Here is a 23,966-nt window from a genome sequence, read left to right as displayed (position 1 = left end):
CTGCTACTGAGCGCAGTGGTCGATGATGCAAACCAGCTTTGTCCTTTGGATCGTGCTGCGCTTACCCGCCTCGACGCCGCGGGGCCGTGCTTGCACAACATAACAGTCCAGCTGAGTCAAGCGACGGAACCAAGGCGATCCTGTTGCGGATACCGATTTTGCGAGCGATCCCGATGCGAGCTTCGCACAAGCGAACAGCATCGACGAGCACGACCAGCACGATGGTCTCGATGCCCTCCTAGCCAATCAGTGGTCTCTGCACGCCGACGATGGAGCAGGAGGAACGGATGCAACGACAGCAGCGTTTCGATCTGAACGGCATGGTCGCACTGGTGACCGGCGCTGGCGGTGGCTCGCGCGGTGGACTCGGCCCGCTCATCGCCCGGGCACTCGCCGAGTCGGGTTCGAGGATCGCGATCAACGATCGGACTCCCGAACGGGCACGAGAGACAGTCGCTGAGCTGCGAGCTGCCGGCTACGATGCAGTCGAGGCATTTCCGGCCGATGTGGCCAACTCGGCTCAGGTCGATCGCTTGATCGCACAGGTCGTCGAGCGTTTCGGCCAACTGGATATTCTGGTCAACAAGGCAGAGGCACATGGCAGCGGTCGCCGCTCGGACCAGGTATCCGATGACGAATGGGAGTCCCTCCTCGCAGTGAACACGCATGCTCCCTTCTATCTCAGTCGAGCGGCAGTGCGGCATATGCGACAGCGCAGGTTCGGTCGCATCATTCATGTGTCGCACATCACAGCCAGCCGCACCAGTGCGCTGAACGGCGTCGCTTATGTTGCAGCCAAAGAAGCGCTGTACGGATTGATACGCCACCTGTCGATCGAAGTCGCGCAACATGGGATCACGGTCAACGCGATCCTCCCCGGCTTCATCGTGACCCCGAAGCTGCTCCACGGATGGGAGGAGGAACGCGTACAACGCCTCGCGGAGACCATACCGATTCGACGAGCCGGGACACCGGAGGAAGTGGCCGCACTCGTCGTGTTCCTGGCGAGCCATGAAGCGAGCTACATCACCGGTGCGGCGATTCCGATCGATGGTGCGGTTTCCGTCGTACCAGGTGGCCGTACCGATCCAGCGTCTGCCTTCGCGTGAAGAGAGGAGCAGGTGCGATGGGACGACTCACAGGACTCGTCGCCCTCGTGACCGGAGCTGGGGGCGGAGAAATGGGAGGTGGCGGCGCAGGGATCGCACGCGTTCTCGCTCGGGAGGGAGCGATCGTCGCCGTCAATGATCTTCATGAGGACTACGCGCGAGCGACCGTGGATCAGATCACCCGGAACGGTGGACAATCCTTCGCGCTCGCTGGCGACGTTTCCGATCCACGGCAAGCGAACGAGCTGGTCTCGTCGGTCATCGCACGCTGTGGACGACTGGACATCCTCGTCAATGACGCGGCGCGCTTGGGGCGGACTCCCGCCGTCGAGCGGATGTCGGACGAGGAGTGGCACAGCTACATCGCGGTCAACCTCTCGGGACCCTTCTACATGAGCCGAGCAGCCATCCCCCACATGATGCAGCGCGAATATGGCCGAATCATCAATATCGCTTCGCTCGCTGCCCTCCGGGCGAGTCTCAACGGGGGAGCAGGGTATACCTCGTCCAAGCGAGGATTGCTCGGTCTGACCCGGCAGCTCGCTGCCGAGTTCTATACGTACAACATCACCGTCAACGCGGTGCTGCCTGCTGGGATCTTGAGCGGTCGCTTGCGCGCTGAGATGGGAGAACACGCCGAAGCGCTCGTCGCAACGCGCCGTTGGGCGTTACCAGACGATATCGGACAGATCTGCGCCTACCTGGCGAGTCCGGAAGCACACCTCATCTCGGCGAGCGTCATCGTCGTTCCGGGCGTCAACGCCACCGGCCTGGGCGACTTCGCTCAGTATCGTGCGATGGCTCGCCAGATCGGCAAGGATATCGGTGAGTAGCTCCCGGGCCACGGGGGATGCTTTTCCTCCTTGGCCGTACTGTCCTTCGAGACAGTCAGGCGCACAGGCAACCTCACCATTGGTCACGAAGGCAGCAGCCTCGCAGAGAACGGTTCGGCTCAGTCGAGCCGGCACGGCCTGGCGATCGAAGTCCATCACGCCCATCGCGGCGTCGCGAGGATTCGCGTCGCCGGCCCGTTCCTGCCGGGCCAGGTACGCCATATAAGCAGTAGGAAACTTGACGGCTGCCGAGCGGGAATGCTAGACTTCGACGCGGGAAGTGGGCCGGTGTAGCTCAACGGTAGAGCAGGGGACTCATAAGCCCTTGGTTGGTGGTTCGAATCCGCCCACCGGCACCGAACGGAGCGGCGCAAGTTGCGCCGCTTTCGCTTTTGGGCGAGAATCACTCGAGCGACTCGCCGATATGGGGGCGCACGCTCGTGAGACGCTCCAATTCGGCCATCAGTGCAGTCCTACGCGTCGTCCGTACGGCGTTGGAAGAAGCAGGCCTGTCAGGGCACGATCGGATCATCGTGGGATTCTCGGGTGGACCGGATTCCCTCGGCCTGCTCTGGAGCCTCCAGCACCTGGCCCACCGAGGGCTCGCTCCGACACCGATCCCTGTCCATATCGATCATGGCCTGCAATCGAGCTCCAGCACAATGGCCGAGCGCGCTATCGCCTTGGGCAGCGAACTCGGCCTGGTGGTACGAGTCGTGCAAGTCAATGTTTCTCTCTGGCCTGAGTACAAGGAGGGCGGGTTGGAGGCAGGAGCGCGAGCCGCTCGCTACGCCGCACTCGCTCAGGTCGCACGGGCGGAGGGAACATCTTGGATCACGGTCGGCCATACGCGTGACGATCAAGCAGAAACGGTACTGCTGCGCCTGCTCCGTGGTGCTGGGCTGGACGGCCTCGCGGCGATGCGACCGGTCACCGAACTCCGCATTCCACTCGACCCACTGCACCGCGAGTTCGCGTCCATCCGCTTGATCCGTCCGCTCCTCAGGATTCGACGATCAGTCGTACGAGCAGCTGTGGAATTACTCGGCCTCCAACCGCTGGAAGACCCCACGAATCTGCTCCTCTCGTACGAGCGCAATGCGATTCGCCGACGAGTCCTTCCGATACTGGAGCAACTCCGCCCCGGTACGACGGACGCGCTCGCGCAGGTCGCAGAGCAGTTGCGCGAAGATGCGGAATTTCTCCAGCGGGTAGCCCGGGAAACCTCGGCACAGGTTTTCCGACCTGAGGCCGACTTCTTGATCCTCGATCGGGCGGCGTTTCGCGCGCTGGACCCGGCTCTGCAACGGCGGATTCTGCAAACAGCGCTGCGCGAGCACTGGGATCCGACCTGGAGCTTGAGTCGTGAGCGGCTGGTAGCCCTCCGAAAAGCACTCGTCGAGGGCCAGACGGGGCGAGCGATCGAACTCGGCCATGGTCTCGTCGCTGTGATCAGCTACACTGAAGCCGTTCTCGGTCCGGGCAACCGGATCGAGCAATACCTGCGGAACCGCTCCGGGCGTCCGCTCATCCAGCCTGGTAGTGTCCTGCCGCTCCGCAGCGGCACGACTCTCGCGCTGGAGAACGAGTGGGAGCTCGCGATCCTGCGCGCGCCCGCCGAGGGATGGGTCGTGCGCACCCGGCGTCCTGGTGACCGCCTGGTCCGTCCGGGCCAGCCGGTTCCGGTTCGCCTTCAGGACTGGTTGGTCAACGAGAAAGTTCCGAGCTATCTTCGCGACTGGCTACCGCTGGTAGCCAGTGACGGGATCGTGCACTGGATTCCTGGCCTGCAAGGCGAGCGCTACCGCTCTCCAGACGGTACCGTCGTGCTCGAACTGGTTCGCAAGGGAGGAGTACGAGGCGTGAGCGAAACAGCACAGGCTCCCAGCGGAGAACTCGAGCGGGTCCTCATCGATGAAGCGACGCTGCAGCGGCGAGTGGCCGAACTCGGTGAGGAAATCGCCCGCGCTTACCAGGGAAAGCGCCCTGTGCTCATCGGCGTTTTGACGGGAGCATTCGTCTTCATGGCTGATTTGGTTCGGCACCTTCCCATCGACCTCGACATCGACTTCATGGCTGTTTCCAGCTACGGACAGGCTACCGTCACATCCGGTGTCGTCCGCATCATCAAGGATCTCGATCGCCCGATCGAGGGACGAGACGTTCTCCTCGTCGAAGACATCATCGATAGCGGTCTGACCCTGCAATATCTTCTGGACGTTCTCCAGCGCCGCAACCCGCGCAGCCTGCGCGTCGTTGTCCTCCTGCGCAAGCAGAAGCCAGGTGCCGTCAGTGTTCGAGCGGACTGGGTCGGCTTCGACATTCCGGACGAGTTCGTGGTCGGCTACGGCCTCGATGCAGCGGGGAGGTTCCGCAATCTCCCCTTCATCGCCGTCTATCGGAACGCAGCGCAAGGGTGATTTCCGGTCGCCTACCCGATTACGACTGGCAGCCGGTCAGCTGCGCTCCGAGGATGCTCGTTCCTGCAAAGGAGCTGAGCGATTGAACCGAGCCCATCCGGCCTGGCCGACACGAGCATCCAGCTTTGCGAGCGAAATCACCGGCGAGGCAAGGACGATTCTCCCTCGCGTCTCGCTCGCCTGGTGGCGATTCTCCGATCGGAGTGCCGACGCACCGGCCCGGGGCAGCCGACGACACATGCCCCGAATCGACCGGTGACGACAGCTTGCTATAATCGGGGACGCCCGCTGCACCACATCAGCGAGCGGGCCGAACGAGAGTGGAGGCATCCCGATGTCCGACAACAAGTGGCTTCGCAACGGCTTCGTGTGGATGATTTTGATCATCGCCGCGATCGCCGTCTGGGTGACCTTCGTTCAGGGAGGTCGCGGCGGCGCAACGATCACGACCCAGGAAATGGCCGCCGATATCAAGGCCGGCAAAGTCGAGCGACTCGTCATGACGAGCGGATCCGATGAGATTCAGGTTCAGTACATCGGAACCAACGAGGTCCGCACACTCCGCCTGCCACCCAACGTCGACATCTTCGAGCTGCTGAAGACCTTCGGGATCGACCCGCAGCAGGTCGATATCCAAACGCATCGCGCGAGCCAGTGGGGCAATGTACTGGGCACGCTGACGTTCCTGCTGCCCACTCTTTTCCTCATCGGCGTGATCATCTTCATGATGCGGCAAGCACAAGGCACGAACAATCAGGCTCTCTCTTTCGGTAAGAGTCGCGCGCGGGTGTTCACCAGTAATCGGCCGACCGTGACCTTTGATGACGTGGCAGGTGTCGACGAGGCGAAGGAAGAGTTGCAGGAGATCGTCGAATTCTTGAAGTATCCAGAGAAGTTCGCGGCACTCGGCGCCCGTATCCCGCGAGGGGTTCTGCTGGTCGGACCGCCGGGAACAGGGAAGACGCTCCTCTCGCGGGCAGTTGCCGGTGAGGCAGGCGTGCCCTTCTTCAGTATCAGCGGATCCGAGTTCGTCGAAATGTTCGTCGGCGTCGGCGCCAGCCGGGTGCGTGACCTCTTCGACCAAGCGAAGCGGAACGCTCCCTGCATCGTCTTCATCGACGAGATCGACGCGGTGGGGCGCCAGCGCGGTGCTGGGCTCGGTGGAAGCCACGACGAGCGTGAGCAGACGCTCAACCAGATCCTGGTCGAGATGGATGGCTTCGATTCCAGTACCAACGTGATCGTCATCGCCGCGACCAACCGCCCGGACGTGCTGGATCCAGCGCTGCTCCGTCCGGGGCGGTTCGACCGGCAGGTCGTGCTCGACCGGCCAGACTTGCACGGTCGCCTGGCGATCCTGAAAGTTCACACCCGCGGTAAGCCGCTCGAGAGCGATGTCGATCTGGAGGATCTCGCCCGCCAGACCCCGGGATTCTCCGGTGCCGATCTCGAGAATCTCGTCAACGAGGCAGCTATCCTGGCTGCGCGTCGCAACAAGAAGACGATCGGCCGACGAGAGCTCTACGAGGCCATCGATCGCGTGGTCGCTGGTCCCGAGCGCAAGAGTCGGCGTATCAGCGAGCGCGAGAAGCTGATGACGGCCTACCACGAAGCTGGGCATGCGCTCGTCGCGCGCATGCTGCCGCATGCCGACCCGGTCCACAAGGTTTCGATCGTCGCTCGCGGCATGATGGGCGGCTACACTCGCGTCCTGCCAGAAGAGGATCGCTTCTTCTGGACCAAGAAGCAATTCGAGGCGCAGCTCGCTGTCTTCATGGCCGGACTGGTGGCGGAAGAACTCGTCTTCCAGGAGGTCTCGACAGGCGCAGCCAACGATATCGAGCGTGCCACCACGCTGGCTCGCCGTATGGTGACCGAGTTCGGGATGAGCGAGCGGCTCGGACCACTCGCTTTCGGTCGCAAGGAGGAGCTGGTCTTCCTCGGTCGCGAGATCGCTGAACAGCGGAATTACAGCGACCAGGTCGCATACGAGATCGACCAGGAGGTGCGCCGTCTGATCGATCAGGCATATCAGACGGCCAAACAGATCTTGCTGGACCACATGGACAAGCTGGAGAAGATTGCGACTCTGCTGGTCGAGAAGGAAACCTTGGACGGTCACGAGATCGAGGCACTGTTCGACGAGCCGCGTCCGCGGCCGGAGCTCGTCGGCCCACCGCTCACCCGGCCAGCTGCTCTCATCGCAACGCCGGAGACAGCCCGTCCTGACTCGCCGTCCGAAGCGCGGCCGGCAGCGCCAGTGCCGCACATCAAGCCCCAACCTGCATCGTGATCGTTTCGGGCAATCATTCAGCTCGCGGAGGGGGCTTGCACCGAGCCCCCTCCGCTGTGCTTGGAGTCAGGCGCGCTCATGACTGGTGAGCGAGGGCGTCGACTCGGCAGGAAGCGGGCAATCGGTTCGGATGAGTTCCTCGAACGAGAGCCACGTTGCGCTGAGGATCGGTCGGTATTCGTAGTTGCGGAGGAGCCGCTCGGCATCGCGTGCGGTCACCCGGACAAGGCGCCCGTTGCAACCCGGCCGGAGATAATACCGACCCTCCTGGTCACGGACGAGAAGGACATCCGGTTGGCTGCTGCGTCGGCCGATCAGCTGGAATGTCCGTGTCTTCATCGGTGCCCCCTCTCCGACGAGCAGCGAGGACGCTGCATTGACTCTGCACGGGAAACGGTAGCGGGTGGTCGAATCGATATCGAACAGTGGTGGAGGCAGGGGGACTCGAACCCCCGACCTCGACAGTGCGATTGTCGCGCTCTCCCAGCTGAGCTATGCCCCCATGTTCGCCGTCGGAAAGTGTACCGAGCCGGAAACCCTGTTGTCAAGCAAGGTTGCTGCTCCGCGGAGTTTCCCAGCGTTTTGCAGGTAGCGCCGGGTCTACGCTCCGATGAGAGACACGCTCTCGACCGGATCCCCACAACCACGCAGCGACGCGTCAACTTTTCTCCTATCATCCCATCGATCGCGATGATGCCCGGTCACCGACCGCGTCGAGCCGGGAGCGAACTCGCTTGCAACTGACGCGAACTCGATGCCCCGAAGGGACGTATCGCCAGCCGCGAGTGCCGAAGCGCCCAGGGGCTCGAGGGCTTCTCCGCGAAACGCTCTCTCCGGGTCGTGCACCGGCACAGCCATTCAGTCGAGCCGAACGAAGCCGAAAAGACGATTGCCCCTCATCGACTGGCCTTGTGCTTCCGCGCAACCGCTCCACGGAGTTCCGATCGAGTCCCCCTGGACAACGCGAGCGGGTCAGGGTATACTAAGAGCAACAAACGAGCGCGGGAGTAACTCAGCTGGTAGAGTGCCGGCTTCCCAAGCCGGTTGTCGCGGGTTCGAATCCCGTCTCCCGCTCCGAACGTGCGGACGATCCTGTGATCGTCCGCTTCGTGCTTCAGACCTCTCCGCCGCTTCCTGCCTGCGCTCCGCTTCACCTCATCGGCTCGCACCGAGAGGGCGTGACCCGCCTGACCCCACCGCCCGTGGCTCTGTTCCCATACCGCCGCGACACGAGCTTTCTCGCGGGAAACCCGCATCCTCCCGTATCACTCGTCGCTCCCACGCTGACGAGCCGGCAAGGGCGCGATCGTCGCGAGCCGCGTGCCCGCATTCCGCGAACTCTCCTCGCCGCCAGCCGCCCCTGTCCGCCGGGAGTGGTCGGTCGCGACCTGATCACGACGTCCGACGACGCCCTCCCCACCCCGCGGCGAGCCGAAAAGACCGAAACCACTCGAGCGATTCGGACGAGGTTCGCCCATCACAACGGATCGAGCGACCCCAGAAGCGCGTGCGCGTAGTCGCGCGTCCGCTCCAGATGATCGAGCGGATCGATGGCCAGGGCGTACAGTGCGCCGCAGGCTTCGCGTAGAACGCCCTCGAACAGCAGGAGCTTGCCCCCGACCGCTAGTGACCCATCGAGCCATCCAGCATCTCGTTCCGGGACCCCAGGAAGTCCGAGCCCCACTGCACACGTCCGGGCATAGGTTGTGGGGAGCAATGCCGTCAGCGGACCGGCCGCTTGGTGCCAGCGCTCTTGCGTGCCGATGCCCAGGAGGTGAAACACGGGCGGGAGCGGCTCGTCGGACTGCTTGGCGAACATCGTCGCGACGCGATCCGCCAACTCGGCGGCGATCGTGTCCGAGTCAAACCAGGCGGCGAGAGCCGCGGCCGTCAGGACGGCGCTCGCCACCTCGTCGCGCGGATAGTCGTCCAGCTGACCGGTCGAGCCTCGCGGCGCCATCGACCGGCCAGCGAGCGATCGCTCGTCCACCTCGCGTGTCGCCATCGCTCTCCAGGACGCCGTGGTATCCCGCCGGAGCTGCTCCAGGAAGCAGTCCGAGATCGGGAGTTCTCCGCGACTCCGTGCACAGGCGGAGGCAAACTCGGCCGTTGCCTGGCCGTCGAGCCCAAACGGATGCGGGATGCGATCGCGCAGGTGCCAGAGCAGCGGCCAGTCCAACGAAAATCGGTCCGCATCGCACCGGCCACGCACGTGGTCTTCCAACTCCAGAACGGCGAGAGCGACCGAGATCGATCCGAGACTCCAGCGCGAAAAGCGGCGCACCACTTCCCAGGGAACACGCGCACGCCGGGTGCCGGGCAACCCACCCTCCTCGCGTTCCCGGAGCGCGATCACGACCCACGGCTCGATCCCGACGAGACCAGCCAAGCGCAGTGCGAGTTGCGTCTCCAGTAGCGGCTGCAGTTCAGTCACCACAGCTCGGAAGAAGTCGAATGCGACCGCGTCCAGCCATGACTCACGGATCCGCGCATCGAGACCCGAGCGCTGCATCGCGACCTCCAGTCCCAACGACTGGCCACGCGCCTGCCATGCCCGAGCAGCTCTCGCGTATTCACCGATCAGCCGATCGCGGCGAGCATCCGCCATCGTACTCTCCACGAACGCCCGATGCACCCGTTGTGCGATCTGGAAAGTGCGCTCGCTCTCGCTCACGCCTTGGATCCTTTGGTTTCGTGTCCAGCACCCACGAACGCCGAGTCAACCACTTTGCGTGCCGATCCGGAGGAATCTCGCTGTCCACTCGACGAACTGCTCCATCACATCCCGGTATTCGGCGATCCATTCGAGCGGTTCCGCGACGAGCGCGCGGACCGCACCTGCCGACTCGCGCAGGATCGCCTCGAGCAAGACGAGTCGCCACACCAGGTCGTCGGAGACGGACTGGCTCGTGCGCGACGGACGGAGCGCCCACTCGATATCGAGCACTCGCGCGACCGTGCGCGCATAGGCACTTTCCACGAGTGGCCCGAGTGCCGCGCGGCTGCTCTCCCAGATCTCCAGAACCTTTGCCGAGCTGAACAGTGTCGGCGTTTGGTCACCCCATCCCTTCACGAGGGCGACTGCTGCGCGCAGGAGCTGGGGGAGGACACCGTCAGCTGGATCGAACGTGTCCGGGTAATGCCACGGCCGCCACGGCCGGCCGGAGCGGAGGCGTGCGAACGAGCGTGGCGGTTCGCCGTAGCGCTCGACCCAGGCCAACGACGCCCGTTCGATGAGGAACATCCGCTCGTCGATGCGGCGATCCCACTGCTCGACCGCCGCGATGAAGTCGGTACGCTCCGGCTCGTCGATGAGCAACGGGTGTGGAATGCGCTCGCGGAGCGCCAACAAGGCAGGCCAGACCATCGGCTCCGCCGTGACTGGGCGTCCGATGTACTCGGGCAAAACCGCCTGGCCGGCAACGTCGATCATCTGGAGACCGAGCGCCCAGTTTCCGATCCATTGGATGACTTCCTCCGGAACATCCAGCTCCGTCGGATCCTGCTCCTCGCGTCGCACGCGGCGCGGATAGACTGTGGCGAAGACGTACCACGGCTCGAGACCGAGCATGCTCGCCAAGGCGATCGCGCCTTGCGTCTCCGAGAGCGGCCTCAACTGGTCGATGATGTCTTGAAAGAAGTGAATACCCAAGAGTTCTCGGTACAACCCGAAAGGGCTTCCCCTCGGCAAGCCGGTCAGCGGATCGACGAGCGAGGGATCGACCTGCGCGAGCGCGCGGCCGAGATCGAGTCGTTTCCCGCTGTGGCGCCAGTCCTCGGCTGCTGCGAAGAGTTCCGCGAGCATGGTCGGTCGCTCCGTTCCGCGATCGCGCAACCAGATCGCCATCGGTGCAGCTTGTCCGGCCATGACGAGCTTGCCGAAATCGATCATGACGCTTCTCTCCTCACCTCAGCGACGATCCACCCAATTCCCAGTCTCGGGGGCATGCGGGAACACAGGGGTTCCCGTTTCGCGACACGTCTTCGCTATCCAACCGATCGTCCGCTCGTCGCGGCTCTGGTACGCAGAGACCAGCGGCCGACTCTGGTCAACACTCGCAGTGAGCAGCGTGTGCCATACTCGGTCGTGCGGGGGAAGCTGCCACCGGTTATGAAGGGATCCTCGCTCGATCGACCGGAGAGGGTAGACGCGATGGAGCAACCGGTCCTGCTCGTCGCACATCATGCTGGGATCGTGACGCTCACGCTCAATCGGCCGACTGTCCGCAACGCGCTGGATCTCGCTCTCGCGCGAGCGATCGCGACGACCGCACAGGAGCTCGCCCAGGATGCGAGCCTGCGCCTCGTCGTCTTGCGCGGTACCCCGCCCGCCTTCTGTGCCGGAGCGGACCTGACCGAGCGTTCGAAGATGTCCCCACGCGAACGCACCGCTCACACCGATGCCATCGCCGCCGCGGTCGAGGCGATCGCTGAGCTACCGGTTCCGACGATCGCCGCGATCAGCGGCGCCTGTCTGGCAGGCGGGGCTGAACTCGCCCTCGCCTGTGACCTCCGCTTCGCGGATACCACCGCCCGCATCGGCTTCCCGGAAGTGCGCCGCGGCATCTTCCCCGGGGCAGGCGGTGTCCTGCGCCTGCCCCAACTCGTCGGCCGCGGGCGAGCAGCTGATCTCCTCTTTTCCGGCCGAACACTCGATGCGCAGGAAGCGTTCCGCATCGGGCTCATCGACCAGCTCTGCGAGCCGGGTCATCTCGACACCATGCTCGACCACTGGATCACCGAACTCCGGCAAGCGGCTCCCGGCGCAGTGCGCGCGGTCAAAGCTGCTCTCCAGCGGGTACTCACCACCGACGCGGTCACGCTCGCCGATATCCGGTCCCTCCGCCGCGCACTCGACGAAAGTCCGGAGTACGAGGAAGGACTCCGGGCCTTCGCCGAACGACGCCCACCGAGTTGGGCGAACGGTTAATTCGTTTCGACCGTAAACGTCGTCTCGAGGTCATTGACGACCAGGGTGTAGGTTCCTGGTTCCAACTCGCCGAGATCGACAGAGGTCGTGAACGGTCGCAGTACTTGCGCACACATGAGATCGCGTGGTCGCTGCCACTGCAGTGTGACAGTCACCTTTGCGCCATCGAAGGTGATCTCCGGAGACTCGACGAGTTCGGCACAGGCATCAGGCAATGCTCCCTGCACATCGGCGACGACCTGCCGCGGCCGCTCGTCACCGACGCGCACCTCGACCTGTTCGATCATGGCGTAGCCATACTCATGGCTGCCGCTTCCGGGTTCTTCACGTGCGACCGAGTTCACATCGATCTCCACTCGGTTCAGCTCGACGATCCAGTCGTCACTCACCACGACGCCGAGCGGGATGACCAGTGTCTCTTCGCGAAGCACCTGCGCACACATCTGGTCGCTCGGCCCCACTCCCCACACTTCGACGCGGATTCGCTTCCCGTCGATCGTGACCGCATGATGCAGTTCTGTACACGCATCCGGGAGCGTGAGATCGATCACGAGTTCGGTCTGGTTCGAGTATGGGGCGTCGCGCAACGTCACGTGCCGGAAAAAGATCCCACGTCGCTCCGTTGTCGCTACAGGATCAGCCGTCGGCTCCATCACAGCCGGCGAGCCCGGGTTAGGAGGACCACCAGTTGCCCCTCGATCGCTCGCGTTCGTCGCTGCTCCGCAAGCAGCCAGTGCGAGGCCAGCGAACAGCATGACGAGGGTGAAGAATGAGCTCACACTCATCGTCCGTCTCGCGTTGGGTCGTCGCATCGCAGCCTCCTCTCATGCTCTCGTCAATGAGACGATCGGCATGCCGGGCAAGTTCCCAGAGGGTTGCCGCCTTCGCGACCCGCTAGACTAGGACGGTGAGCGAAAGGAGCAACGCGATGCCGGTGACACTCGCTGGTTACACGGTGGAACCACTCGTCGATGTCGAGGGAGCATTCTTCCCGCTCGCAATCGTTTTCCCCGATGTTCCACTCGAGTCCTGGGAACCGTACCGGGACCGCTTCCCGGACACCTTCGCCCGAGAGGACATGCTCTACACGCGCGTCACCTGCTACCTGATCCGTGGCCATGGCCGCACCGTGCTCGTCGACGCGGGCATCGGTGCCGGTCCCGATCCGCTCTTCGGCCATCAGCGCGGGCGCTTACTCCAGGAATTGGCTCAGCGAGGGCTCGCACCAGGTGATATCGATACGGTCATCCTGACGCATTTGCATCCTGACCATATCGGCTGGGCAGCACAGAGCGGCCAGCCGACCTTCCCGCGCGCCCGGTATCTGGTGCACGCTCGAGAACTCGAGACGTTCCAACGTGAAGACGTGCGCGCTGCTATGCACCAGATCGCACCTGGGTATCTCGACCGTTGTCTCGATCCGCTCCAGCAGGCAGGAGTCCTGGCAACGGTAGACGATGACACCGAAATCGCGCCCGGACTCCACCTGACCATTTCGCCTGGCCACACACCCGGGATGATGCGTGTCGTCCTCCGTGGAACACCAGGCTCGCTCTGGCTCGTCGCTGATACGTTCACGCATCCAGCTCAGGTGACCGAGCCGACCTGGTGTTCCGCGTTCGATATGGACCGGTCGCAAGCGATCGCGACACGTTTCGAGGTGCTCGGTCGAGCCCATGAGGAGGACGCGCTCGTGATGGCGAGTCACTTTCCGACGATCCCCGGTCGGATCCGGCAAGAGAACGGTTCGTTCCGCTGGGAGCCGATCAGCGATTAAGACAAACCCTGCAGGAGGGTCGTCAGCGCGCTGCTCGCGACGAGGAGCAGAACGAGCACGGCGACGAAGATGATCGTCACGGCCAAAAGCTGGACGAAAGCTGCCACATCGGCGGCGAACCAGGCTCGTGCTCGGCGAGTCGGCGCTGGTCGAAATGGACTCGGTGCTGGAGCGATATAGCGCTGGAAGAGGAGGTCTGCCACTGCCCGCTGGCGCAACCGCTCGTCGTAGGCTCGTCGCCGCGCTGGATCGCTCAGCACCGCGTAGGCAGCGTTCAGGAGCTTGGCCCGCTCCTCGGCGATACGACGTTTGTCGGGGTCCCGTATTCGATCAGGGTGACAATGACGGATGAGCTGCCGATAGGCACGCCGGATCTCGTCGCTCGTCGCCGTGACGGGGACCCCCAGAATCTGGTAGTAGTCCATGGTCGGATCGAAATCGTGCACCCTGGTCATCGTCTCTCGCCCCGCTCGGCTGAGCGACCCTCCAATTCTAGCGCTCCGCGCGCACAGCCCGCTCCCATATCACTTCCTCCCTCTCGGTGCGAAACAGGTTCCTTTGTCTTCCCTTCGGTCACGCTGCACGAGCGAGACAGCCGTACAGGACAACTGTCCAGACTCCCGACCGGAACCGTTCAGGTTGTGTCGAGGCGGAAGCTGGGAGACAATGACCCGTGGGGTGTCGCGGTGACCGCTGGTTGGCGTGCCCGTGTCGAGCGAAGATGGCTGGTTGGCATCGACCGGATCGGTGCTGGCGCCGTCGTGCTCTCCGCTCTCGGTTTCGGTACGCTGGCCACCCTCACCAAGCTGGCCTACGGTGCGAGTGTTCCTGTCCCGACTCTGATCGCCTGGCGATTCGGCATCGCTGCGCTGCTCGTGATCATGGCGCTTCCGCTCGAGCAGTGGCGTCGCGGGCAGCTCTTCGGGCGCCAGCCGTGGACCGACCGTCGGCGCTTGGCCACGGCAGCGGCTGTCGCTTGTTTCGTCGGCAACACCATCTTGTACCTCGTCGCACTGCAACGCGTCTCGGTCGCCACGGCAGCGATCCTGTTCTACGTCTATCCGCTGGTGGTCCTCGCTCTCCGGCTCGTTGGTTGGCGAGAGGTGCCCACGCGGCGCCAGCTCGCCGCGCTCCTGGCTGGCTTCAGCGGCGTCACGCTCACACTCGGCTGGCGCTGGCACACCATCGACCTGACCGGTTCGCTTCTCATGCTCGCTTCGGCATCACTCTATGCCGCTTACATCGTCTTCGGCCACCGTGGTTTCCGCGACGCGTCACCGGTCTTGGCGACTGCCTGCACCTTTTCGGCAACAGCGGTCGTCGCGTTGGCGCTCCTCTCCGTGGAGCGTGCTCCGCTCCTCATCGACCGTTCGGCACTGCTCCCAGTGCTCGGCATCGTGGTGCTCGCCACCGTGCTCCCCGTTCAGCTTTTCCTGATCGGCACGCTCCGCTTGGGACCGACCCCAGCGGCGATTCTCGGCACGTTGGAACCGGTCGCCTCGGTCTTCGTCGCGATGATGGTGCTCAGCGAGCAGCTGACGCTGGTACAGCTCGTTGGTGGGCTGCTGGTGCTGACTGCGGCTGCGGTGATCAGTGGACAAGGAGGGAAACCGTGACCGACTGTGGAATCGATTGGAATGCGCTTCAGGACGAAGTCACTCGCCACTTGCAAGCATTGATCCGCTTCGAGACGGTCAATCCGCCCGGCAACGAGACCCCATTCGCCGAGTATCTCGCGGGGGTACTCAGGCGTGAGGGGATAGCCGCTGAGGTCGTCGAAAGTGCACCCGGTCGGGGCAACCTGGTCGCCCGCCTCCGCGGTCGGGGGCACGGTCGCCCGCTCCTGCTCATGGCCCACAGCGATGTCGTCAGCGTGGAGCGCGACAAGTGGACACGTGACCCGTTCGGTGGGGAACTGGTCGACGGGAGAGTCTGGGGACGAGGTGCCGTCGACACCAAGGGGCTGGTGGCTTGCGAACTGGGCGTGATGCTGACGATTCAGCGCCTGGGGCTCCCGCTGGAGCGGGACCTCATTTTCGCTGTCTTCGCCGACGAGGAAGCCGGCGGTCAGTACGGGGCGTGCTGGATGTGGGAGCATCGGCGCGACCTGATCGACGCCGAGTTTGCGATCAACGAAGGGGGTGGTATGGCGCTCACCCTCGGTGGCCAGCGCTTCTATCTCTGCCAGACCGGCGAGAAGGGCGCAGCACGCTTGCGCCTGACGGCACGCGGCCAGCCAGGACACGCCTCCATGCCGATCCCCGATACTGCGATGCAGCATGCCGCTCGAGCTATCCTGACCCTCTCGACGCATACCTTCCCGACTGTCCTCACGCCAACCGTCACCCGCTTTCTGCACGAGATCGGTCGCGCCCTGGGCGGCTCAGTCCGTCAGCAGATCGAGTCAGCACTCGCCGATCCGACATGGGAACGACTGGCTGCCTTGCCGCTCGGCCCGGGCGAACGCCGTCTCCTCTACGCGATGACCCGCAATACTGCTGTCCCGACCATCGTGCGCGGTGGTCACCGCATCAATGTCATCCCCTCCGAAGTCGTGGTCGAGGTCGATGGACGAATTCTCCCCGGCCAAGAACCCGAAGCGTTTGCCGCCGAAGTCCAGCGACTCGTGGGCCCGCACGTCGAGGTCGAATTGACGACGCGCGGTCGAGGACTGGAGGCAGATCCTGATTCCCCACTCTTCCGCACGATCTCTGAGACGATGGCCGAGCTCGACCCAGGTGCGCGGGTGGTTCCCTACTTGATCCCTGGGGGAACCGATGCCAAGTGCCTGCCCGGGATCACGGTGTATGGCTTCATGCCGATGCGAGATCATCCAGAGGAGTTCGAGCTGGCGCATGCCCACGACGAGCGCATTTCCGTTTCCACGCTCGGCTTTGCCACCCGTGCGCTCTTCGAAATCGTCACACGTTTCTGCGCACCCCGATCCAGGAGCCGGTGATGCCGCTGCTCGTCCTCTTCGATATCGACGGCACGCTGTTGCGCGCCGGGGATCCCCTCCACGCCCAAGCCATGCGCGAAGCGCTGCACGAGATCGTCGGTGAACCCGTTCCGCTCGACGGCATTCCGCTGGCCGGTATGTTGGACCGGCAGATCGCACGCTTGGCCTTGCTCCGGCACGATTTGGACGAAACGGCCATTTCCGAACTCCTCCCACGGATCATGGAACGGACCGGTGCGCTCTACGCTACCCGTCTCCGTCCCGGGGAGCGCCAGGACTGGGTGCTGCCCGGCGTGCGACCGCTTCTCCTCCAGCTCGCTGCTCGGGGGCATCTTACCGGCGTCCTCACCGGCAATGTCGAACTGGTGGCTCGTGCCAAACTCGCTGCTGCTGGTTTGGCTGAGCACCTCCCCTTCGGTGCCTATGGCGACCAGGCCGACGAGCGACATCAGCTCGTCGCACTGGCACGCGCGACCGTCCGTGAACGGTATCGGCTGGTCATCCCACCCGAGCAGACGATCCTCGTCGGCGACACGCCACGCGACATCGCGGCGGCCCAGGCGAGCGGAGTGCGGATTCTCGCCGTCGCGACCGGCCGCTTCGGCGTGGCAGAACTGGCCGCCTGCCTGGCCGATGCCGTTCTGCCCGATCTGGCTGACACGGCGGCGGTGCTCCGAACCCTGGAGGCACTCGCTGGCACGCATCCGCGGTGAGACGAGTTCAGCCCTCCACGCCGGGCTCACCACGAGGAGGACGGGGAGCGACGACTGCCCAGCCGTCCCAATCAAGCGGCACTCTTCGCGATGCGACGAGTCACCCGGATCCCGAGACCGTCACGCTATGCGCCGCGCCTCACCAGAAAACGGTGATAGCAGTGCCGCATCGCTCACGAGACGCGCGCCATAGTCCTTCCCGGCCGACCAGTATCCGAGTTTCGCCGCCGCTTGCCAGCCGGAGACGCAAACGGGTATCGTCGTGCATGAGACTCGATCGGAGGGAGGGAGCGAGATGGCGGAAACGCATCCGTTTCGATTGCACCCCGACGAAGTCGCGCGCCGCGCCCGTGAGTATTTCACCGATCAGCTCGGCATTCCCTTGGTGCGAGACATGGCTGGGTACATGCGTTTCGAGGATGTTCACGGGTTCGTCGAGCTCGACATCCGCGGCGATGCCAATAACCAGTCACGCGTGACGTTCCAGTACCAGGGGTACGAGCGCGAAGTTCACGAATTCCGGCGTCTGCTCGCCGAGCAAGCGCAAGAGGAAACCCGCCAAGGGGAGTGACCAGCGAACCGGGGAACAGATCGCCCCATCGCCCCCCACTTCGAGGTTGCGAATGGAGGCCAGGAGACCGTGTTTCCGATCGGCGACGACAATAGCGGAAGGCAGAGCTTCCCGATCGTCAACACCATCCTGATCGCGCTCAACGTCCTCGTCTTTCTCTATCAGCTGCTCTTGCTGGCCCAATCGCCTCTCGCCCTGGAGAACTTCGTCTTCAAGTACGGCGCGATCCCTTACGAACTCACACGTGGGGTGGATCTTCCGCCGACTGTTGGCTTTCCCATCTACCTCACGATTTTCACCTCGATGTTCTTGCACGGAGGGTTCGCTCACCTGATCGGGAACATGTGGTACCTTTACATCTTTGGTGACAATGTCGAGGACTCGATGGGACATTTCCGGTACCTGATCTTCTATCTCCTCGGCGGCATCGCAGCCGCCTGGGCCCAAACCTTGCTGGACCCAGCCTCGCGGATTCCGATGATCGGTGCATCGGGTGCCATCTCTGCCGTCATGGGAGCTTATCTCGTCCTCTATCCCGGCGGGCTCATCCGTACCGTCGCCTTTTTCGGTTTCATTCCGTTCTTCTTCTATCTTCCCGCACTCATCCTCATCGGTCTCTGGTTTGTTTTCCAGTTCTTTGCCGGCATCGCCTCGCTCGGTGTCCCGACCGCACCGACCGGTGGCGTCGCCTACTGGGCACACATCGGCGGGTTCGTCGCCGGACTCGTCTTGGTCTGGTTCTTCCGGGATCCCGAGCGGGTCGAGCGCCAGCGTCTCGCCCGTCGGGCACACCGCGCCTTCCAGCGCCTGGAGCGTGGCTGGTGAGATCCGCGTCAGACGTGCATGCGCTCGTGTTCGAGAAGCCAGGCCTTGCACTGCAGGCCACCGGCATCACCGGTCGGTTTGCCGCTCTGCCCGACGACGCGGTGACGAGGAATCGCGATCAGCAAGGGATCCGCAGTACCGCCACACCGACTGCCCGAACTGCACGTGGGCACCCGCGTCGCTGAGCGAGCGTGGAGGAGGTCACGGTCTTCCCGTACGGGATCGCAGCCACGAGTCACCGATCATGGCGCTGGAAGGCGTACCGAGCGGGTCCAAATCGAGTGCGAAGTCCTGCCGCGTCCCAGCCACATACTCGTCGCGTTGCTCGCCCACCAGCGGCAGGGACGCCGCATCCGCAACGAATCGGAGAGCGTGCGCTCGGTCTCCAGACGAGCATGCAGTGAGTCGTGCCCGGACTCGCGCACGGTCCTCATCCGTCAGCACCACCGCCAGCAAACCACGTTCCCAGCCGTAGACGTCGAAGTGCCCGCTCGGCGCGCAGAGTTCGATGGTACGACGATCGCACGCTCTCGCTCGCACTCCCTTTTTTGTCAATGATGGTGCCAATGCCCGTGATCCAACTCGGAGAGGGCCTCGACCGGCGTCCGCACCGCGAGCCAGGCTGCGAAACCGGTGGTGAGCGGGACGGCCGCGATGAGCCCGAGGCTGCCGACCAGCGTTTGAACCACCTCCTGCGCGATGATCTCCCGGTTGAGAACCCAGAGGAGCGGTTCGTCGAGCTGGCTGAACAAGAGGAGAAGGGGCAAAGCGGCACCTGCATAGGCCAGTACCAAGGTATTGACCGTCGCGGCGATATGATCGCGTCCGACCCGCACCCCGGCAGCGAAGAGTTCCCAGCCGCTCCAGAAGGGGTTCGCTCGCCGCAGCTCGAAGACCAGTGAGCTCTGCGAAACCGTGATATCGTCGAGTACCCCGAGAGCACCCACCAGCATACCAGCGAGCAGCAGGCCCCGCGGATTCATCGCGCGGTCCCCGAGCACCACCTGGAGAAAACTGGCCTCTTCGTCGGCCAAGCCGGTCAACCCAGCTGCCGCGACGAAGAGCGCCGCCAATGCACCAGTGAGGATGAGACTCAGACTGGTCCCGGCCAGGGCGGCCAGTGCCATGCGGCCGAGGCCATGCGTCACCACCAGCGTCACGGCGAAGACGACAAAGGAGACGATGATCGCGACCGCGACCGGGGGGTACCCGCGCAGGATGAGCGGAATCAGGACCCAGACCAGCATCACGAACGTGAAGACGAGACCGAGGAGCGCCCGAAGCCCCTTCCAACGTCCCAGCGCGACGATCGCTCCCGCGAAGAGAACGGCGAGCACAGCGAGCGGCGTCGTCCGATCGCGATCGAGCAACGTATAGGCCTGTCTGCCGTCCGGCCCGGTCGACACCGACAGGAAAATCCGGTCACCCGGTACGAAGCGCTGGCCCGCCGTGTTGAGGTCACGCACGCCGATGGAAACCTCGACTGTCCGTCCCTTCTCCGGTTCACTGGTGAGCTCCACCAGCAAGCGCTGGTACGGCTGGGTCACCGGCCCGACCTGGGTGACACCCTCCTCGAGGATGCTGAGCACCCGTGCGCTGACCGTATGCGTCTGCGCTTGGCGCGCTGGCTCTTGTGCAGCGACACTCTGCGCAGCGGCGACCAGCACCGAGACTGCCACGGTGACCAGAACGAACCGAACCAGCACCCGTTTGCTCACTCGTACCGGAGCGCTTCGACGATCGACACCCGCGAGGCCTGACGGGCCGGAGCGTACGCCATGAGCAGTGCGATACCGAGCGCCAGGCCAGCGAAGAGCGCGAGCTGCCCCCACGGGATGACCAGCGAGAACTGTTCGAACCTGCCCGCCAGATCCTCCTGACCCGTCACCACGTTGCGCGCCAAGAGGACGCCCAAAGCCGTTCCGCCGGCGATACCCGCGCTGGTCACCAGCGCCGATTCGAGCAGGAAGCCGAGTGCGACCATCGCACGCCGGTAACCGATCGCCCGCAACGCACCGATCTGCTGCCGTCGCTCGATCACGGCTCGATACGAGACGACGCCCAACGCAGCGATCCCGACGACCAGCCCGAGTGCCATGAAGCCCTGGATGATGCGGATGAATCCGCGAATGATTCCCGTAGCCCGACCGATCAGGTCAGCAGTCGCTTCTGCCTGCGCGCCGTAGGGGAGCAAGGCTGCTTCCACCGCGCGCGCGAACGACCGCGCGTCTGCGGCGTCGGTCAGCCGCACGTAATAGTCGACGGTCGTCGGACGCCCGAAGATCGTGCTCACCGCCTGCTCGGCGACAAAGACTCCCTGCAACGAGGAGACGCGGCCATCGATTACGCCGATCACGCGCACCGTCCCGGACTGCCCACTCGTATTGTCGCGAATCTCCAGCTCGAGCGGCCGGAACCCCTCGCGCAAATCCGGAAGATAGAGGTTCGCTGGGTCACCACCACGCTGCTGGAGCACGTTGGCATCGACGATAGCGAGAGACGGGTCACGCGCGACGGCCTCCCACGCCTCTCGGTCCGTCGCATAGTCGGGGCTGCGCAGTTGCAGCGGAGCCTCGACCGCACTGGCAAAATCGCCATCGATCCCACGAACTGGATACCGTGCCCACTCCTTCTCGGTGCCGGCGACGCGCACGCTGGCTCTCGTCCAGGGCACGCTCATGGTGCCACCCGAGGCTACGATCGCCGAAACGTCCACCCCACCTTCCTTCAGCACTCCCTCGAGATCCGGTATCGCTCGACCACCGACGACCGTGACCTCCACGTCCCAACCGGCGCTCGCCAGCGGACCGGCGAAAAGGGCCACGACATTGGCATAGATGGTCGACATGACAACGAGCGCGAAGAGGATGAGACTGAACATCGCGACGGTCAGGCCGGTCCGCCCGCGCGAAGCCATCGGATAGGCGATGGCGATGCGGACAGCCGGCAACCAGCGGCGGAACGCTCGCCCGAGCCTGCCGACGAGACCGACGGCGACTTCGATGTTCCACACCAGGAACACGGTCAGCGCCGCGACCATCATGAGACCGGAGAGGACGAACATTTCGAAGCCGCCGCTCATCGGCCCGAAGAGACGCTCGTGCCAATGGTCCGGCAACAGCCAGTAGGCCAGGACGATGAGGGAGGCCACACTGTAGAGCGGCCGGGCAGGCACTCCGAACCGGCGCAAGACCGCCGCCGCACTGAGCGGCAGGAGCGAAACACCCAGCGCGAACCAGGCGAGACTCTCTTCACGCAGCCCGAGCCAGGTGAGTCCCCCACCGAGGAGCAGACCAGCCAGACCAGCGATGAGCCAGCGCCGGCTGGCCCGCGGGAGTCGCGGTTCGGGCAAATCGCGAATCGCAGTGACGATATTGAGGCGGCTCACTCGCCAGGCAGCGATGACCACCGTCACGAACGTCACCACGACACCCAACAGATACGCGAGCACGAGATCACGCGGTCGCCAGGAGGGCTCGATGGTGAAAAACTCACCGACCAGCTGACCCATGAAGCCAGCGATCGTGAACGCGACGGCAACGCCGGCAACCGCACCCACCGCCGCCGCGACGAGGTTGTAACCCATGCCTTCGAGCGCGAAGAGGGCGACCAGGTGCCAGCGTTTCATCCCCAGCGCCCGCATCGTGCCCATCTCGGTCTTCCGCTCGGCTGCGAGCAGCGCGAAAATCAGGAAAATCAGCAAGATACCTGCCGCCACCGAGAAGAGGCCCGACAAGAGGAACAGGTTCGTGAAGGTCTCGCCAGCTCGCTCCGCCTGCTCGACAGCTCGTTGCTTGACAGCGACAGCACGATACGGTGTCCCCTCCAGTGCCGCATTCACGGCATCGGTCACCGCCTGGCTATCAGCCAGGCCACCGCGATTGTTCAACGCCACGAAACTGACCCGATCGGCCAGTCCGAGTAGCTCCTGGGCCCGGGCGAGCGAGACCGTGAGTCCTCCAGCGTCACCGACATTGAGCGTCCCGGTGAAGAAGCTGTCAGGCGCGATCGCTGCGACGCGCAGCTCGACGGGGCGGCCCTGGATGAAGACCTGCAAGCGATCCCCGACTTCGGCATCCAGGCGCTTGGCCGCCTCCTGCCCGAGGACGACCTCGTCATCCCCCAGAGTTCCGAGGTCGACCGCGCGACCGTCGCGATCGGTCAGGCCGCCGACCTGGGCTAGTCGATCCGGTGGAACGCCGATCAAGTTCAAGGCTGGCTCGCTCTGCTTGGTTCGCAGATCGATCACGGCCACCGGCTGCCACAGCGCAGGAATGACGGCACGCAGCCGCGGCTCGCTCGCTTGCAGCGCATCCAACCGGTCGACCAATTCGCTCGGCAGGTAGACCCCAGGCTGTGGTCCAGCGAAGCGGGCATCACCGCTCGCCTGCACCACGAGTTCGTCTGCCGGGCCCGCCAGCCGCAGCACTTGCCCGGTGATGCTGTGCTGCAAGGTCGTCCCGGTAGTCAGCGATGCGGAAAAGATGAGCGTGCTGAGCATCAAACCGATGACGATCAACGCGGTCTGGATCGGCCGACGCGGGATGTTGCGCAGCGCCATCCGGCCCAGCACGGGACGCCAGATCCAGAGGCCGAGCGTGAGCGCCAGGATCACGCCGAAGGCGACGAGGAGGATGCGCAACACGAGTGCCAGGGACACTCCAAAAATCTCGTTCATCGCCGCTCACTCCCCGCCAGCAGCTGCGCGGAAGGAAGCGAGTCCATCGTCGATGATCAACCCATCGCGCATCTGGATCACGCGGTCACACATCGAGCCGATCCGCGGATCATGGGTCACGATGACGAAGGTCTGGCCATTCTCGCGGTTCAGCCGGCGCAGCAACGCCATGACCTCGTCAGCCGTCTCCGTGTCCAAGTTCCCGGTTGGCTCATCGGCCCAGATGATATCCGGCTGGTTGACCAGGGCACGAGCGATCGCCACCCGCTGCTGCTGGCCTCCCGATAGCTCGGCCGGCTTATGCCCAGCCCGGTCAGCCAAACCAACTTGCTCGAGCACTGCCCACGCGCGCCGTCTCGCCTCGCTCGGCCGTATACCCGCCAAAAGCGCGGGAAGTTCGACGTTCTCCAAGGCACTCAAGACCGGAATGAGATTGAACAGCTGGAAAACGAAACCCATATGACGAGCGCGGAATTCCGATCGGACATCGTCCGGTAGGCGCGCGAGCTCTTTCCCCGCGATCAGAATCATCCCCTCGTCGATCGTATCGAGGCCAGAAAGACAGTTGAGGAGTGTCGTCTTCCCGCTTCCGGAGGGCCCCATGATCGCGACCATTTCGCCTCCGTACACGGTCAGCGAAACGCCGCGCAATGCCGGAACCTTCACGCGTCCCGTGTCGTAGATCTTCACGACGTTCGTTGCCTCGACGATCGGAGTTCGCTCCTGTTCTCGGGTGGTGCCCATAGTTCTCGCTACAGTCTCCATGACCTAACTCCCTTCACCGGGATCACCTCTCCCGGAACGGATCGATGGTACCATGGTCGATCGGAATTCCGCCGATCCGGCCACAGTCGACTG

At 64.2% G+C, this 23,966-nt stretch carries 19 protein-coding genes, 3 tRNA genes and 1 pseudogene; 13 read left to right on the top strand and 10 right to left on the bottom strand.

What is annotated here, in order from left to right; genetic code table 11:
• The first annotated feature begins 287 nt into the window (after positions 1-287).
• The 5 genes from TRD_RS01400 (at position 288) to ftsH (ending at position 6,655) form a co-directional block, all read left to right on the top strand.
• Positions 288-1,109 (top strand): SDR family NAD(P)-dependent oxidoreductase, encoded by an 822-nt coding sequence (locus tag TRD_RS01400; RefSeq protein WP_012641707.1) that lies wholly within the window; start codon positions 288-290, stop codon positions 1,107-1,109.
• A 17-nt stretch (positions 1,110-1,126) separates the two neighbouring features.
• The gene (locus tag TRD_RS01395; RefSeq protein ID WP_012641706.1) at positions 1,127-1,942 is read left to right on the top strand and encodes an SDR family NAD(P)-dependent oxidoreductase; all 816 of its coding nucleotides are present in this window, start codon (positions 1,127-1,129) and stop codon (positions 1,940-1,942) included.
• A 284-nt stretch (positions 1,943-2,226) separates the two neighbouring features.
• Positions 2,227-2,298: transfer RNA gene (locus tag TRD_RS01390), tRNA-Met, on the top strand.
• The gene (gene hpt / locus TRD_RS15255; protein WP_012641705.1) at positions 2,275-4,362 is read left to right on the top strand and encodes a hypoxanthine phosphoribosyltransferase; all 2,088 of its coding nucleotides are present in this window, start codon (positions 2,275-2,277) and stop codon (positions 4,360-4,362) included. The genes TRD_RS01390 and hpt overlap by 24 nt, the downstream gene beginning before the upstream one ends.
• Positions 4,363-4,696: 334 nt before the next feature.
• Entirely contained in the window at positions 4,697-6,655 is a 1,959-nt protein-coding gene (ftsH, locus tag TRD_RS01380; RefSeq protein ID WP_012641703.1) for an ATP-dependent zinc metalloprotease FtsH, read from the top strand.
• 66 nt (positions 6,656-6,721) lie between these two features.
• Here ftsH and TRD_RS01375 read toward each other — a convergent pair whose 3' ends face one another.
• Entirely contained in the window at positions 6,722-6,994 is a 273-nt protein-coding gene (locus TRD_RS01375; protein WP_012641702.1) for a hypothetical protein, read from the bottom strand.
• 87 nt (positions 6,995-7,081) lie between these two features.
• Positions 7,082-7,157, bottom strand: a tRNA-Ala gene (locus tag TRD_RS01370).
• A 499-nt stretch (positions 7,158-7,656) separates the two neighbouring features.
• Here TRD_RS01370 and TRD_RS01365 point away from each other — a divergent pair.
• A tRNA-Gly gene (locus TRD_RS01365) sits at positions 7,657-7,729 on the top strand.
• Positions 7,730-8,132: 403 nt separating this feature from the next.
• Here TRD_RS01365 and TRD_RS01355 read toward each other — a convergent pair.
• Both TRD_RS01355 and TRD_RS14790 read right to left on the bottom strand, forming a co-directional pair.
• Positions 8,133-9,329, bottom strand: a complete 1,197-nt coding sequence (locus TRD_RS01355; RefSeq protein WP_012641700.1) for a hypothetical protein — start codon at positions 9,327-9,329, stop codon at positions 8,133-8,135.
• 45 nt (positions 9,330-9,374) lie between these two features.
• Entirely contained in the window at positions 9,375-10,547 is a 1,173-nt protein-coding gene (locus TRD_RS14790) for a hypothetical protein (protein WP_012641699.1), read from the bottom strand.
• Positions 10,548-10,808: 261 nt separating this feature from the next.
• Here TRD_RS14790 and TRD_RS14785 point away from each other — a divergent pair, with 261 nt between their 5' ends.
• Entirely contained in the window at positions 10,809-11,585 is a 777-nt protein-coding gene (locus TRD_RS14785; RefSeq protein ID WP_041435906.1) for an enoyl-CoA hydratase/isomerase family protein, read from the top strand.
• On the opposite strand, the gene TRD_RS01340 is transcribed toward TRD_RS14785, so the two are convergent.
• Positions 11,582-12,370, bottom strand: a complete 789-nt coding sequence (locus TRD_RS01340; RefSeq protein WP_143714589.1) for a hypothetical protein — start codon at positions 12,368-12,370, stop codon at positions 11,582-11,584. The genes TRD_RS14785 and TRD_RS01340 overlap by 4 nt on opposite strands.
• A 143-nt stretch (positions 12,371-12,513) precedes the next feature.
• Here TRD_RS01340 and TRD_RS13425 point away from each other — a divergent pair, with 143 nt between their 5' ends.
• Positions 12,514-13,362: an MBL fold metallo-hydrolase gene (locus tag TRD_RS13425; protein WP_012641696.1), complete on the top strand. Its 849-nt coding sequence runs from the start codon at positions 12,514-12,516 to the stop codon at positions 13,360-13,362.
• Here the strand turns inward: TRD_RS13425 and TRD_RS15235 are convergent.
• Positions 13,359-13,817, bottom strand: coding sequence for a J domain-containing protein (locus TRD_RS15235; protein ID WP_012641695.1), 459 nt, complete (start codon positions 13,815-13,817; stop codon positions 13,359-13,361). The genes TRD_RS13425 and TRD_RS15235 overlap by 4 nt on opposite strands.
• A gap of 231 nt (positions 13,818-14,048) precedes the next feature.
• Between TRD_RS15235 and TRD_RS01325 the strand changes: the two genes are divergently transcribed.
• From TRD_RS01325 to TRD_RS01305, 5 genes are all read left to right on the top strand, one after another.
• On the top strand, positions 14,049-14,978 hold the full coding sequence (locus TRD_RS01325; RefSeq protein ID WP_012641694.1) for an EamA family transporter: 930 nt from the start codon (positions 14,049-14,051) through the stop codon (positions 14,976-14,978).
• Complete coding sequence (locus tag TRD_RS01320) at positions 14,975-16,321, top strand: M20/M25/M40 family metallo-hydrolase (RefSeq protein WP_012641693.1); 1,347 nt, start codon at positions 14,975-14,977, stop codon at positions 16,319-16,321. The genes TRD_RS01325 and TRD_RS01320 overlap by 4 nt, the downstream gene beginning before the upstream one ends.
• Positions 16,321-17,034: an HAD family hydrolase gene (locus TRD_RS01315; protein WP_012641692.1), complete on the top strand. Its 714-nt coding sequence runs from the start codon at positions 16,321-16,323 to the stop codon at positions 17,032-17,034. The genes TRD_RS01320 and TRD_RS01315 overlap by 1 nt, the downstream gene beginning before the upstream one ends.
• Before the next feature lie 295 nt (positions 17,035-17,329).
• Positions 17,330-17,605 carry a hypothetical protein gene (locus TRD_RS01310; RefSeq protein WP_012641690.1) on the top strand — a complete coding sequence of 92 codons (276 nt, stop codon included), beginning with the start codon at positions 17,330-17,332 and terminating at the stop codon, positions 17,603-17,605.
• 69 nt (positions 17,606-17,674) lie between these two features.
• The gene (locus tag TRD_RS01305; protein WP_012641689.1) at positions 17,675-18,430 is read left to right on the top strand and encodes a rhomboid family intramembrane serine protease; all 756 of its coding nucleotides are present in this window, start codon (positions 17,675-17,677) and stop codon (positions 18,428-18,430) included.
• Between the two features lie 8 nt (positions 18,431-18,438).
• Here TRD_RS01305 and TRD_RS15315 read toward each other — a convergent pair.
• The 4 genes and pseudogenes from TRD_RS15315 to TRD_RS01280 all read right to left on the bottom strand — a co-directional run bounded on the left by TRD_RS15315 (position 18,439) and on the right by TRD_RS01280 (position 23,873).
• Positions 18,439-18,662, bottom strand: a pseudogene (locus TRD_RS15315) (methylated-DNA--[protein]-cysteine S-methyltransferase).
• A gap of 319 nt (positions 18,663-18,981) precedes the next feature.
• Entirely contained in the window at positions 18,982-20,136 is a 1,155-nt protein-coding gene (locus TRD_RS01290; RefSeq protein WP_012641686.1) for a YibE/F family protein, read from the bottom strand.
• A gap of 8 nt (positions 20,137-20,144) precedes the next feature.
• Positions 20,145-23,108, bottom strand: coding sequence for an ABC transporter permease (locus tag TRD_RS01285; protein WP_012641685.1), 2,964 nt, complete (start codon positions 23,106-23,108; stop codon positions 20,145-20,147).
• Between the two features lie 6 nt (positions 23,109-23,114).
• Positions 23,115-23,873, bottom strand: a complete 759-nt coding sequence (locus TRD_RS01280) for an ABC transporter ATP-binding protein (protein ID WP_143714586.1) — start codon at positions 23,871-23,873, stop codon at positions 23,115-23,117.
• Between the last annotated feature and the right edge of the window lie 93 nt (positions 23,874-23,966).

Origin of the sequence: Thermomicrobium roseum DSM 5159 (assembly GCF_000021685.1) — a bacterium.
GTDB lineage: Bacteria > Chloroflexota > Chloroflexia > Thermomicrobiales > Thermomicrobiaceae > Thermomicrobium > Thermomicrobium roseum.
The sequence above is the reverse complement of the archived record's forward strand: the minus strand, read 5'-3'. Positions and strand labels throughout refer to the sequence as shown.

Bases quoted from the DNA above. Each gene is read 5' to 3' on its own strand.
- TRD_RS01400 (WP_012641707.1), top strand. From the start codon at position 288: ATGCAACGACAGCAGCGTTTCGATCTGAACGGCATGGTCGCACTGGTG.
- TRD_RS01395 (WP_012641706.1), top strand. From the start codon at position 1,127: ATGGGACGACTCACAGGACTCGTCGCCCTCGTGACCGGAGCTGGGGGC.
- ftsH (WP_012641703.1), top strand. From the start codon at position 4,697: ATGTCCGACAACAAGTGGCTTCGCAACGGCTTCGTGTGGATGATTTTG.
- TRD_RS01375 (WP_012641702.1), bottom strand. From the start codon at position 6,994: ATGAAGACACGGACATTCCAGCTGATCGGCCGACGCAGCAGCCAACCG.
- TRD_RS14790 (WP_012641699.1), bottom strand. From the start codon at position 10,547: ATGATCGATTTCGGCAAGCTCGTCATGGCCGGACAAGCTGCACCGATG.
- TRD_RS14785 (WP_041435906.1), top strand. From the start codon at position 10,809: ATGGAGCAACCGGTCCTGCTCGTCGCACATCATGCTGGGATCGTGACG.
- TRD_RS01340 (WP_143714589.1), bottom strand. From the start codon at position 12,370: ATGAGTGTGAGCTCATTCTTCACCCTCGTCATGCTGTTCGCTGGCCTC.
- TRD_RS13425 (WP_012641696.1), top strand. From the start codon at position 12,514: ATGCCGGTGACACTCGCTGGTTACACGGTGGAACCACTCGTCGATGTC.
- TRD_RS15235 (WP_012641695.1), bottom strand. From the start codon at position 13,817: ATGACCAGGGTGCACGATTTCGATCCGACCATGGACTACTACCAGATT.
- TRD_RS01315 (WP_012641692.1), top strand. From the start codon at position 16,321: ATGCCGCTGCTCGTCCTCTTCGATATCGACGGCACGCTGTTGCGCGCC.
- TRD_RS01310 (WP_012641690.1), top strand. From the start codon at position 17,330: ATGGCGGAAACGCATCCGTTTCGATTGCACCCCGACGAAGTCGCGCGC.
- TRD_RS01285 (WP_012641685.1), bottom strand. From the start codon at position 23,108: ATGAACGAGATTTTTGGAGTGTCCCTGGCACTCGTGTTGCGCATCCTC.
- TRD_RS01280 (WP_143714586.1), bottom strand. From the start codon at position 23,873: ATGGAGACTGTAGCGAGAACTATGGGCACCACCCGAGAACAGGAGCGA.